The organism is Streptomyces sp. JLSY215 (assembly GCF_059682825.1).
This window is the reverse complement of record NZ_CM185022.1, coordinates 4,486,400-4,498,914: the sequence shown is the minus strand read 5'-3', so window position 1 is coordinate 4,498,914 and position 12,515 is coordinate 4,486,400. Positions and strand designations below refer to the sequence as shown.

General features: G+C 71.3%; 11 protein-coding genes. 10 read left to right on the top strand and 1 reads right to left on the bottom strand.

Going from position 1 to position 12,515, the window contains the following annotated elements:
- Positions 1–6 precede the first annotated feature (6 nt).
- Positions 7–1,374 (top strand): tryptophanase, encoded by a 1,368-nt coding sequence (locus AC5677_RS20080; RefSeq protein ID WP_497196385.1) that lies wholly within the window; start codon positions 7–9, stop codon positions 1,372–1,374.
- A 222-nt stretch (positions 1,375–1,596) separates the two neighbouring features.
- On the opposite strand, the gene AC5677_RS20075 is transcribed toward AC5677_RS20080, so the two are convergent.
- Positions 1,597–2,091, bottom strand: coding sequence for an ATP-binding protein (locus tag AC5677_RS20075; protein WP_497196384.1), 495 nt, complete (start codon positions 2,089–2,091; stop codon positions 1,597–1,599).
- 246 nt (positions 2,092–2,337) lie between these two features.
- Between AC5677_RS20075 and AC5677_RS20070 the strand changes: the two genes are divergently transcribed.
- The 9 genes from AC5677_RS20070 to AC5677_RS20030 all read left to right on the top strand — a co-directional run bounded on the left by AC5677_RS20070 (position 2,338) and on the right by AC5677_RS20030 (position 12,479).
- Entirely contained in the window at positions 2,338–3,249 is a 912-nt protein-coding gene (locus tag AC5677_RS20070; protein ID WP_497196383.1) for a hypothetical protein, read from the top strand.
- Positions 3,250–3,406: 157 nt separating this feature from the next.
- Positions 3,407–4,180, top strand: a complete 774-nt coding sequence (locus tag AC5677_RS20065) for a YcnI family copper-binding membrane protein (RefSeq protein WP_497196696.1) — start codon at positions 3,407–3,409, stop codon at positions 4,178–4,180.
- 63 nt (positions 4,181–4,243) lie between these two features.
- A complete protein-coding gene (locus AC5677_RS20060; RefSeq protein ID WP_497196382.1) occupies positions 4,244–4,882 on the top strand; it encodes an SCO family protein in 639 nt (212 codons plus the stop codon).
- The gene (locus AC5677_RS20055; protein ID WP_497196381.1) at positions 4,879–5,349 is read left to right on the top strand and encodes a copper chaperone PCu(A)C; all 471 of its coding nucleotides are present in this window, start codon (positions 4,879–4,881) and stop codon (positions 5,347–5,349) included. The genes AC5677_RS20060 and AC5677_RS20055 overlap by 4 nt, the downstream gene beginning before the upstream one ends.
- A gap of 57 nt (positions 5,350–5,406) precedes the next feature.
- Complete coding sequence (locus tag AC5677_RS20050) at positions 5,407–7,455, top strand: copper resistance CopC/CopD family protein (protein WP_497196380.1); 2,049 nt, start codon at positions 5,407–5,409, stop codon at positions 7,453–7,455.
- Entirely contained in the window at positions 7,455–8,810 is a 1,356-nt protein-coding gene (gene efeB, locus AC5677_RS20045) for an iron uptake transporter deferrochelatase/peroxidase subunit (RefSeq protein ID WP_497196379.1), read from the top strand. The genes AC5677_RS20050 and efeB overlap by 1 nt, the downstream gene beginning before the upstream one ends.
- A gap of 120 nt (positions 8,811–8,930) precedes the next feature.
- Entirely contained in the window at positions 8,931–9,857 is a 927-nt protein-coding gene (gene pheA, locus AC5677_RS20040; protein WP_497196378.1) for a prephenate dehydratase, read from the top strand.
- A 523-nt stretch (positions 9,858–10,380) separates the two neighbouring features.
- On the top strand, positions 10,381–11,670 hold the full coding sequence (gene serS, locus AC5677_RS20035) for a serine--tRNA ligase (RefSeq protein ID WP_497196377.1): 1,290 nt from the start codon (positions 10,381–10,383) through the stop codon (positions 11,668–11,670).
- The gene (locus AC5677_RS20030) at positions 11,667–12,479 is read left to right on the top strand and encodes an HAD family hydrolase (RefSeq protein ID WP_497196376.1); all 813 of its coding nucleotides are present in this window, start codon (positions 11,667–11,669) and stop codon (positions 12,477–12,479) included. Before serS ends, AC5677_RS20030 begins: the two co-directional genes overlap by 4 nt.
- The last annotated feature ends 36 nt before the right edge of the window (positions 12,480–12,515 follow it).

The following is a 12,515-nucleotide window of genomic DNA, read 5'->3' as shown; positions in this document are numbered from 1 at the left end:
AGCACCATGGAGCCGTACCGCATCAAGGTCGTCGAACCGATCCCCTTCCTTTCGCGGAAGGAGCGCGAACAAGCGCTGGAACGCGTCCACTACAGCCTCTTCGACCTGCGCGCCGAGGAGGTCACCATTGACCTGTTGACCGACTCGGGCACCGGCGCACTGTCGGGCGACCAGCTCGCCGCGGGCATGGGCGCCGACGAGTCCTACGCGGGCTCCCGTTCCTTCTACCGGTTCCACGAGACCGTGACGGAACTGACGGGCTTTCAGCACATCCTCCCGGCCCATCAGGGACGTGCCGCGGAACGCATCTTGTTCTCCACGCTCCTCCAGCCCGGCGGCATCGTCCTGTCCAACACGCACTTCGACACCACCCGGGCCAACGTGGAGCTGAACGGTTGCGAGGCCCGCGACCTGCCATGTCCCGAGGCCCGGAACCTGGACAGCGACGCGCCGTTCAAGGGAAACATCGATGTGGAGTCGCTGCGGCAACAGCTCACGGGACCGGACGGTGCCCGCGTCGCCTTCGTGGTCATGACCATCACCAACAACGGTGGCGGCGGTCAGCCGGTCTCCATGGAGAACCTGCGGCAGACGGCAGAACTGTGCCGTCGCCACGGTGTCCCCATGATCCTCGACGCGGCCCGGTTCGCCGAGAACGCCTGGCTGGTGACCCGTCGCGAAGCCGCCTACCGCAACCACACCCCCCGCCAGGTCGCCGAAGAAGCCTTCCGTCTCGCCGACGGCTGCGTCATGAGCGCGAAGAAGGACGGCATCGTCCACATCGGCGGCTTCATCGGACTCAACGACGCGGAACTCGCGCAGCGGTGTGAGCAACTGCTCATCGCCACGGAGGGCTTCGCCACCTACGGCGGCCTGGCCGGACGCGACCTGGACATGATGGCCACCGGCCTCAAGGAGGTCACCGACCCGGGCTACCTCGAAGAGCGGGCCGACATCGCCGCCTACCTGGCCGAACGCATTCGCGCCGCCGGCGTCGACATCGTGCAGCCCGCCGGCCTGCACGCCCTGTACCTCAACGCCGGACGACTGTTCCCGCACATACCGCCCCACCAGTACCCGGGTCACGCCCTCGCCTGCCAGCTCTATCTGGAAGGTGGAATACGGTCGGCCGAACTCGGCTCGCTCTACCTGGGCGAGGAGGACGAGGACGGCAACCCCGTGAAGAGCGCGCCGTACGAGCTCGTCCGACTCGCACTCCCGCGCCGCGTGTACACCCGCAGTCACTACGATCACGTCGCCGAAACCCTTGAGCGCGTCGTCAAGAACAAGGACGCCGTGTCCGGCTACCGGATCGTGGAGCAGTCCCCTGTGCTGCGGCACTTCCGCGCGAAGCTGGTGCCCGTCAGCTCGTGAGCGCGGGCGCCCTTGGCTCCTGCGCGCGGCTGATGCCGTCGGGGCGCGCCCGTGCTGCGTTGGCCGACCGGGTGGGACGGCCTTCGGGTTGATCATGGTCGAGGGGGGTGTTCTTGCTGGACCGACACCCCCTCGACGAGGGCCGCATCGGCGTCGCCGGGCAACGCGTCGTAAAGCGCCCGAGATTCCGGATCCAGTGCAGGTCAGAGCCCCACTCTCAGCTCACGACGCCATCGGCAGCGCCGCGCCCTCCCGCCACTTGAGGATTTTGTCGAAGCTGACCACGGCGCCGCGTCTGCCGGTGCGGTTGCGGTAGCGGACGTGGTCGGTGAGCGCCTCGATCAGAAAGAGCCCCCGGCCGTCCTCGGCGTCCGCGGGGGCCTGCGTGGGGGTGGGTACGGGGGCGGGCGCGGGGGTGTGGTCCGCCGAGGTCCCGGAAGGGGCCGGGAGGGGCAGGCGGCGGAAGCCGGGGCCGGAGTCCGTGACCTCGATGCGACACGTGTCCCCGTCGATGAACGCCGTGACGCGGTAGTCCCCGGTGGCGGCGTCCCCGCCGTGTTCGACGGCGTTGGCGCAGGCCTCGGAGAGGGCGACGGACAGGTCGTAGCAGATGTCCGGGTCGACGCCCGCCGTCTCCATCGTGCCCAGCAGCAGACGGCGGGCGAGCGGCACGCTCGCAGCCTCGCGTCGCAGTTGGAGGGACCACCAGATGCTCATGCTCCAGCCTCCTGGCCACTGCTAGACATACCGATACCTATTGCCGCACCGCATGGTCCGTAAGCCTGCCCCGGACGTGACGCCGCTCATTCGGCGGAGGCGGGCAGCGAGCGCATGGACCAAGGCGTACCGACCCCCGCGCGCTCCCGCGCGCCCCGTCGGGCGCCGTCACCGCCCCCCGAGCGCGCCGCTGAGCGGCGCCCTGCCGCGGGCGGCGGATGAGGACAGTGGGATGATGTCGCCGCCATGTCTGCCCCGCACGCCCCCACAGCGCGCGCAGCCGCCGATCTGCGGCTGCTGAGGGCCGCGGTCTTCACCGCGGTCTGTGTTGCGCTGTCCGCGGCCGGGCACATGATCGCCTCGTTCGCCACCGTTCCGCTGTGGACGCTGGGCGTCGCCTGCGCCGCCGTCTTCGCCGTCGCGGCCCCCCTGGCCGGGCGGGAACGCTCGCTGCCGGGGATCGCGGCCGGGCTGGCCGTGGGCCAGCTCGCGCTGCACGCGCTGTTCGCGACGGGGCAGCACCCGATGGCGATGCCCGCGGCGGCCGGCAGGTCCGGTGGCCTCGGTGGTCTGCGGGGGCTGTCGGACCAGGCTGCGGTCGCCGTCGCGCAGCATGTCAGCTGCGGGCTGGGCGGCGGCCGGCCGGCCGTCGCCGAGGCGCGGCGCATTCTGGGATCCGGTGGCTTCGACACGGCCGTGGCGGGTGGGGTGGTCGCGCCCGCCGGTTCCGGCGGCGGAGCGGTCGGTATGGCCGATTCCGCCGGTGCCGCCGGGCATCAGGTGGCTGATGCGGCCGCCGGCGGGCCGGTGATGGCGCACTGCCTGCTGCCCTCGCTGCCCATGCTGTTGGGGCATCTGCTCGCGGCGCTCGCCGCCGGGTGGCTGCTGCGGCGTGGTGAGGCCGCCCTGTGGCGGCTGGTACGGCTGTCGGCCCCGGCGGCGTGTGAGGTCGCGACGCAGGCCCTGGTCGGCGCCCTGCGCTCGGCGCTCACCCTCGTGCGCGCCCTGCTCTCGGGGCTCGGCGCGGCGCACGATGAGGCGCTGCGCGCCCCCGTTTCGTACGGGGATGACAAACCCGGTCCGCGGGACCTCGCGCTCCACCACAGTGTCGTCAGGCGGGGGCCGCCTGCCCTGACCTCCCTTGCCCTCGCGGCCTGACGTACGCGAAGCACGCTCCTACAGAACAGGTACGGGCTCTCGCGCCGTCACCGCCTGCGCGCAAGGCAGCCGGTCAGCACCCGTGTACCCGTAACCCGCACATACCCGTGCGTTCTCCTTCCTGTGGAGTGTTTCTGTGATGCCGAAGATGACGAAGATGTCGCAGCCCACCGCCGCTTCCGCCGCGCCCCGCCCCGCCCGCCGGCTCGCCCGCCGGCTGCCCGTCGTGGGCGGCATCGCCGCGGGCAGCGTGCTGCTGCTCGCCGGTCCGGCCTTCGCGCACGTCAGCGTGCAGCCGTTGGGGGATGCCGCGAAGGGCGGTTTCGCGACCGTCAACTTCAAGGTGCCCAACGAGCGCGACGACTCCTCGACGGTGAAGCTGGAGGTCACCCTGCCCACCGATCACCCGCTGGCGTCCGTGATGCCGGAGGCGGTGCCCGGCTGGAAGATCGACGTCGAGAAGGGCAAGCTGCCCAAGCCGATCGAGATGGAGGGCGAGAAGATCACCGAAGCGCCCACCAAGATCACCTGGACCGCCGACGGCAAGGGCGTCGAGCCCGGCCGCTTCCAGCAGTTCCCGGTGTCCGTCGGGCAGCTTCCCGAGGACGCCGACCAGCTCGTCTTCAAGGCCCTGCAGACGTACGACGACAAGAAGGTCGTGCGCTGGATCGAGCCCACGAAGGAAGGCGCCCCGGAGCCGGAGAACCCCGCGCCGGTGCTCAAGCTCACCGCGGCGACCGAGGACGGCCACGGCGGCGCGGGCGCCAAGGACGCCAACAACGCAGCCAAGGACGCCGGCACCACGGCCGCCGCGGGCAAGGACGCGTCCGACAGCGACACCACCGCGCGCGTGCTGGCCGTCGTCGGCATCGTCGTCGGTATCGCGGGGATCGGCTTCGGCCTGTTCGCCGGCCGCCGCCGCAACGCCTGACCACCGACCGGGCCGGCGACCGACCCGCGCCGGCCCGGCCCCCAACCCTGTACAGAAGGACCCATGCGTAGAAGGACTCTGCTCGCGTCCGCCCTCGCGGCGGCCGCGGCCCTCTCCCTGACCGCCTGCAACGACGACGGCGGCAAGCCCACCGCCGATGTCTCCGGCTCCACCTCCAAGCCGATCGTCACGCTCGACAGCCCGCTGGAGAAGCCGGACCTCGTCCTGACCGACACCGCGGGCAAGAAGTACGACCTGCTGGAGAAGACCAAGGGCCATCCGACCCTGATCTACTTCGGCTACACCAACTGCCCGGACGTGTGCCCGCTGACGATGGCCAACCTGGCCGTCGCGGTGAAGGACCTGCCGAAGGCCGAGCAGGACGACCTGCGGGTCGTGTTCGTGACCTCCGACCCGGAGCGCGACACCCCGGCCGCCCTCAAGAAGTGGCTCGGCGGCATCAACAAGAACTTCATCGGCCTGACCGGGAAGTTCGACACCATCCAGCGCGGGGCGCGCGACGTGAACATCGGCATCGAGAAGCCGGTCAAGAAGAACGGCCAGGTCGTCTCCACGCACGGCGCGCAGGTGCTCCTGAGCTCCCCCAAGGACGACAAGATCCACTGGATGGGCATGCAGGAAGCCACCTCCGGCAACTACACCAAGGCACTTCCGAAGATCATCAAGGGGCAGAACCCGTGAACCGCCGCACCACCCTCCGCCGCCTCCACATACCGGCCGCCGCCGCCCTCGCCCTCGCCGCCGGCCTCGCACTGTCGGGCTGCGGCGCCGGGGACAGCGCCCCGAAGCTCGCGGTCGCCGACCCGTACATGCCACAGCCGGTCACCCAGAACATGGCCGGTGCGTTCTTCGTCGTCAAGAACACCGGTGGCACCGCGGACAAGCTGACCTCGGTCACCAGCGACCTGTCCAAGGACATCTCGATCCACAGGACGGTCGGCAACAAGATGGAGCAGGTCAAGTCCCTGGACGTGCCCGCGAACGGCGAGCTCAGGCTCGGCCGCGGCGGCAACCATCTGATGCTCATGGGGCTGAAGAACAAGCCCATGAAGGGCGACAAGGTCACCCTCGAGCTGCACTTCGCCACCTCCGACCCGATCAAGGTGGATGTCCCGGTCGAGGCCGGCGACTACGCACCGAAGAAGTAGCGGGCGTCGGGGAAGCACAGCAGTCACCGGAGTCAAGGAAGCAGGGGAGCGATCACCATGGCTGTGGCCAGCACCGGCTCCAGGCCGCGAGCGGGCGCCGCGCTGCGTCTGCTGGTCGTCGTGGCCGCGCTGTTCGGCGCGCTGTTCGGCGGCGCCGCACCGGCCTCGGCGCATGCCGCGCTGACCGGCAGCGACCCCGCGCAGGGAGCGGTGGTGGAGCGGGCCCCCGAGCAGGTCTCGCTCACCTTCTCCGAGGGCGTGGCGATGGGCGACGACTCCATCCGTGTGCTCGATCCGAAGGGCAAACGGGTGGACCGCGGCAAGCTGCGCAACCTGTGCAGCGGCAGCACCGTCAAGTACGGAGCGGGGCTGCCACCGGGGCTCGCCGACGGTACGTACACCGTCGCCTGGCAGGCGGTCTCGGCCGACAGCCACCCGGTCTCCGGTGCCTTCACCTTCTCCGTCGGCGCGCCCTCCAAGACCGCCGCCGCACTTCCCCAACAGGAGGCCGGCGGCGGGCTGGTGGGCGCGCTCTACGGGATCGCGCGCTACCTGGCGTACGCCGGATTCGTGCTGATGGCGGGCGGCGCGGCCTTCGTCGTCGCCTGCCGCCCGGCCGCCGCGCGCGTACGGTCCGTGCAGCGGCTGGTCGTCCAGGGCTGGGCCGTGCTGACGGGCACCACCGTCGCGATGCTGCTGCTGCGGACCCCGTACACCGGGTCCGGCGAGCTCGCCGACGTCTTCGATCTCGGCGGCCTCCAACAGGTCCTGCTGACGAAGCCGGGCGCGGCGCTGGTCTCCCGGCTGCTGTTGCTGGCGGCCGCGGCACTGTTCATCGCGGTGCTGTTCGGGGCGTATGCGCGGGTGCAGGACGGGGCCGGAACGGAGGATTCCGGGGAGTCCGGGGAGTCCGGGAGTTCCGAGGGCTCTGAGAATTCGGGGGAATCCGGGGAATCCGGGGAGCCCCGGGACCCCGTTGGGGACGCACGGCGGCGCAAGGACCTCTCGCTGGGGCTCGGCATCGGCGGGGTGATCGTCGCCGCCGGGCTCGCCGCCACCTGGGCGATGGCCGAGCACGCCTCGACCGGACTGCAGACCGCCGTCGCGATGCCGGTCGATGTGCTGCATCTGCTCGCCGTCGCCGCCTGGCTCGGCGGGCTGGCGGCCCTGGTCGTGTCCCTGTACTGGGGCCCGGCCGTCGAGCGGTCCGCGGTACGCCGCTTCTCGCGGATCGCGTTCGGCTCCGTGCTGGTCCTGGTGGCCACCGGGATCTACCAGTCCTGGCGGCAGGTCGGCACCTGGCGGGCACTGACCGACACCTCGTACGGGCGGCTGCTGCTGCTCAAGGCGGGCCTGGTGGTGGTGCTCGTCGGGATCGCATGGGTGTCGCGGCGGTGGACGGCGCGGCTGGGGGACGCCGTCGCACCCGAGGCCCGGTCTGAACCCGTAACCGGCCCCGACGCCGACCCTGACACCGACCCGGACTCCGCCCCTGACACCGACCCGGACGCCATCCCCGACGCCGAGCCCGACCCCGCCCGCGCCGCCCAGCTGGCCCGCCAGCAGGTGGCGTTGCGCACCGCCCGCACCAAGCGCATCCGGGACGCCGACCCGGAGCGGCTCGGGCTGCGGCGTTCCGTGCTGGCCGAGGTGTCGGTGGCCGTCGTCCTGCTCGCGGTGACCACCGTGCTGACCGCCACCGAACCGGCCCGCACGGCCGAGGCGGTCAAGGCCGTCGCCGGACAGTCCGCCGCGGCCAACCGGCCGCAGGTGCTGACCATCCCCTTCGACACCGGTGGCCCGCACGGCAAGGGCACCGCCCGTCTGGACCTCGACCCGGGGCGCAGCGGCAGCGGCAATACACTGCGGCTGCGCATCTCGGACCCGTCGGGCAAAACCCGGGACGTCCCCGAGGTGAAGGTGTCCTTCACCCTGAAGGCCAAGAAGCTGGGGCCGCTGGCGGTCGTCCCCCGGCACGTCGACCGGGGCCACTGGAGCGCGAACGGCGTCCAGCTGCCGGTCCCCGGACGGTGGCAGCTCTCGCTGCTCGTACGGACCTCCGACATCGACCAGGTGACCGAGATCAGGAACGTGAAGATCGGCTGATGAGCAAGCAGACCTCGGGCAAGCAGGCCCCCAAGGGCGCCAGGATCCCCAAGGCGGCCGCGGCCCCGGAGGCCACCAGGACGGCCCCCGCCGCCCCCGCCCCGGAGGCCGACGGCTCCCCCACCGTCGAGCTTTCCCGGCGCCGCCTCCTCGGCACCGTCGGGGCGGCGGGCGCGGCCGGGCTCGTCGTCGGCGGGGCGGGCGGCGCGCTCGCGGCCTCCGCCGCCCAGGGCGATGCCCCGGCCGCGCTCACCACCCTCGGCTCGACCGCGGTCGCCTTCCGCCCGGCGCGGGCCAAGCACCAGGCGGGGATCACCACCCCGCTGCAGGCCAACGGGCATCTCGTCGCCTTCGACCTGGCCCCCGGCCACGGCCGCAAGGAAGCCGCGGCTCTGCTGCGCCGCTGGTCACGGACGGCCGAGGAGCTGATGGCCGGGCGGACGCCGGACTCCGACACCGGGGTGGCGCTGGATGCCGGCCCCTCCTCGCTGACCGTGACCTTCGGCTTCGGCCACAGCTTCTTCGGCCGTACCGGGCTGGCGAAGCGGCGCCCCGCGCAGCTCGACCCGCTGCCCGACTTCTCCGCCGACGCCCTGGACCCCGGGCGCAGCAATGGCGATCTGTGGATCCAGATCGGCTCCGACGACGCGCTGGTCGCCTTCCATGCGCTGCGGACGCTGCAGAAGGAGGCCGGCGGCACCGCCCGGCTGCGCTGGCAGATGAACGGCTTCAACCGCACCCCGGGCGCCACCGCGCACCCGATGACCACCCGCAACCTCATGGGACAGGTCGACGGCACCAACAACCCGAAACCCTCCGACGAGAACTTCGACGAGCGGATCTTCGTGGGGCGGGACGCCGACCAGGAGTGGATGCGCGGCGGGTCCTACGCCGTCGTCCGGCGGATCCGGATGCTGCTGGACGAGTGGGAGAAGCGTTCACTGGGCGAACAGGAAAAGGTCATAGGGCGGCGGAAGTCCAACGGGGCACCGCTGACCGGCGGTTCCGAGACGACGCCGATGCGGCTGGACGCGAACGGCGCCGACGGGCTGCCGGTGATCCCCGCCAACGCGCATGCCCGGGTCGCGGCGCCGGAGTCCAACCAGGGCGCGGCGATGCTGCGCCGCCCGTTCTCCTTCCACGACGGGTTCCGCGACGACGGGGCGCCGGACGCGGGCCTGCTCTTCATCTGCTGGCAGGCCGATCCGCTGCGCGCCTTCACCCAGATCCAGCGCAAGCTGGACCGCGGGGACGCGCTCTCGGCATTCCTGCGGCACGAGGCGAGCGGGCTGTACGCGGTGCCGCCGGCGGCGGAGGCCGGGGACTACGTGGGCCGGCCGCTGCTGGAGGGCTGAGCCCGCGCCCTGCGGGCGGTCCGGGGAAAGCGTCCACCGGGCCCCGGGCGGGCTCGGTATCGTTGCAGCACAGGGAGAGATCGGCGGGGCGCCCCCGCACCTTCGCGAGGAGTCCTTTGCATGTCGGCCAGCCGCTATACGTACCTCGGACCCGCGGGCACGTTCACCGAGGCCGCCCTGCGCACTCTCCCGGAGGCGGCGACCCGCGAGCTGGTGCCGATGGTGTCGGTGCCGGCCGCCCTGGACGCGGTGCGCGGCGGTGAGGCGGCCGCCGCGCTGGTGCCGATCGAGAACTCCGTCGAGGGCGGGGTGACCACCACCCTCGACGAGCTGGCCGCCGGCGAACCCCTGATGATCTACCGCGAGGTGCTGCTGCCGATCGCCTTCGCGCTGCTGGTGCGTCCGGGCACGACGCTGGACGAGGTGAAGACGGTCACCGGGCACCCGGTGGCGCAGCCGCAGGTGCGCAAGTGGCTCGCGTCCCAACTCCCCGAATCCGTATGGGAGTCGGCGGCCTCCAACGCCGATGGCGCACGGCTGGTGCAGGAGGGACGCTACGACGGCGCCTTCGCGGGTGAGTTCGCGGCGGCGACGTACGGCCTGGAGCCGCTGGTCACCGACATCCACGACGCACAGAACGCCGCCACCCGCTTCGTACTGGTCGGCCGCCCGGCCCGGCCGGCCGCGCCCACCGGCGCGGACAAGACCTCGGTGGTGCTGTGGCTGGCCGAGGACCACCCCGGTGCGCTGCTGGAGCTGCTCCAGGAGTACGCGGTCCGCGGCGTGAACATGATGCGGATCGAGTCCCGGCCGACCGGCGAGGGCATCGGCCGCTACTGCTTCTCGGTCGACTGCGAGGGGCACGTCACCGACCGCCGCGTCAGCGAGGTCCTGATGGGCCTCAAGCGGGTCTGCCGCGATGTGCGGTTCCTCGGCTCGTATCCGCGGGCGGACGAGGTGACGGCGACCGTACGGCCGACGATGACGGACTCGGCGTTCACCGAGGCATCGGACTGGCTGACACGCTGCCTCGACGGGCGCAGCTGACCCCATTTTCCGGGGGCTTCGCGGCCACTCCACCGGCCTTCTCCACTGTCCACAGAGTTATCCACAGGCCCGGTTCTCGACCTGTGGGTAAGTCGACAAGAAGCGTCTGACGATTCGGGCAGAGTCGACAAATACCTCTACCGATCTCACGTCGTTCCACAGCGGTTCACATCGCTTCACGGCACCCCAACTCCGGCCGCGTCAGCACAATTCGCGCGATCAATCCTTTAGAGCGAGGCAATCCCACACGAAAGAGCGCGAGAAGGGGGTTTGGACGAAGAATCCATAGCCGAACATTCCGGGAGCGGAATGATCACCTCCGACTTCCACAGATCTCGCACACAGCCTGTGGATAAAGGCCATCCGGTGCCCCATGCCTGTGGACAAACGCAATGGGAAAGAATTGCGGGACGCCCGGAGGCCGGCATTCCCGTCATGGAATAAACAACCCCAAACCGGACAATTCGCAACGCGGAGCAATATCACGTCGAAGGGCCGGGCACGGCCCCGGTAGCCTGGTGGGGTGATTGACCTTCGCCTGCTCCGTGAGGACCCCGACCGTGTGCGCGCGTCCCAGCGCGCCCGTGGAGAGGACGTCGCACTCGTCGACGCGCTTCTCTCCGCCGACGAGCGGCGCAGGTCGTCCGGCGTCCGCTTCGACGAGCTGCGCGCCGAACAGAAGGCGCTCGGCAAGCTCATCCCCAAGGCCTCCGGCGACGAGAAGGCCGTACTGCTGAAGAAGGCCGGCGAGCTGGCCGCCGCCGTCAAGGCCGCCGACGCCGCGCAGGACGAGGCCAAGGAAGAGACCCAGCAGCTCCTGCTGAAGCTCGGCAACCTCGTCCACCCCGACGTACCGGTCGGCGGCGAGGAGGACTTCACGGTCCTGGAGACGCACGGCACCATCCGCGACTTCGCCGCCGAGGGCTTCGAGCCCAAGGACCACCTGGAGATCGGCGAGCTGCTCGGCGCGATCGACGTCGAGCGCGGCGCCAAGGTGTCCGGCTCGCGCTTCTACTACCTGACGGGCGTCGGCGCGCTGCTGGAGCTCGCCCTCGTCAACGCCGCCATCGCCCAGGCCACCGCGGCCGGCTTCACGCCGATGCTGACCCCCGCCCTGGTCCGTCCGCGCGCCATGGAGGGCACGGGCTTCCTCGGCCAGGCCGCCGAGAACGTCTACCACCTGGAGAAGGACGACTACTACCTGGTCGGCACCTCCGAGGTCCCGCTCGCCGCGTACCACATGGACGAGATCCTGGACGCGGCCAAGCTGCCGCTGCGCTACGCCGGTTTCTCGCCGTGCTTCCGACGCGAGGCCGGCACGTACGGCAAGGACACCCGCGGCATCTTCCGGGTCCACCAGTTCGACAAGGTGGAGATGTTCTCCTACGTCGCCCCGGAGGACGCGCAGGCCGAGCACCAGCGCCTGCTGGACTGGGAGAAGCAGTGGCTGAACGCCCTTGAGCTGCCCTTCCAGGTGATCGACGTCGCCACGGGTGACCTCGGCGCCTCCGCCTCCCGCAAGTTCGACTGCGAGGCCTGGATCCCGACCCAGGGCAAGTACCGCGAGCTGACCTCCGCCTCCAACTGCGACGAGTTCCAGGCCCGGCGGCTGTCGGTCCGGATGCGCGACACCGCCGAGGGCAAGCCGAAGGTCCAGCCGCTGGCGACGCTGAACGGCACGCTGTGCGCCGTCCCGCGCACCATCGTGGCGATCTTCGAGAACCACCAGCAGCCGGACGGTTCGGTGCGCGTCCCCGAGGTGCTCCGTCCCTACCTGGGCGGCCGCGAGTTCCTCGAGCCCGTCGAACGGTGAGCGCCCCCGCCCTGCCCTACAAGCTCATCGCGACGGACCTCGACGGGACGCTGCTGCGCCACGACGAGTCCGTCTCCGAGCGCACCCGTGCGGCGCTCACCGCGGCCACCGCGGCGGGCGCGGCGCACATCGTCGTCACCGGCCGATCGGTGCCCTGGACCCGGCACATCCTCGACGCCCTGGACTACCGGGGCCTGGCGGTGTGCGGGCAGGGCGCGCAGCTCTACCACGCCGGCGAGCACCGGCTGCTGACGTCCGTCACGCTCGACCGCCAGCTGGCCGGCCTGGCCCTGTCCAAGATCGAGGCGGAGACCGGCCCGCTGTATCTGGCGGCGAGCCGGGACGGCCTCGAAGGCGAGGTGCTGGTCGGACCCGGCTACCGCGTCCAGGAAGGCCCGCTGCAGAGCGTCATGATCGACGAGCCGGCCGAGCTGTGGACCGCCCCGCTCAACAAGGTCTACATACAGCACCCGACCCTCGACGACGACTCCCTGGCCCGGATCTCCCGCGAGGTCGCCGGTGACCTGGTGGGCGTCATGGTCGCCGGCCACGGCATCGTCGAGCTGCTGCCGCTGGGCCTGACGAAGGCCACCGGCCTGTCGCTGGCCGCCCGCCGTCTGGGCGTCAAGGCCGCCGACACCGTCGCCTTCGGCGATATGCCCAATGACATCGCCATGTTCGCCTGGGCCGCGCGCGGCGTGGCGATGGGCAACGCCCACGACGAGCTGAAGGCCGTCGCGGACGAGATCACCGCCTCCAACGAAGAGGACGGCATCGCGGTCGTGCTGGAGCGGCTCTACCTTTCCTGACCCCTTCCTGACCTTTCTGAGGCGTTACCGGTCCGG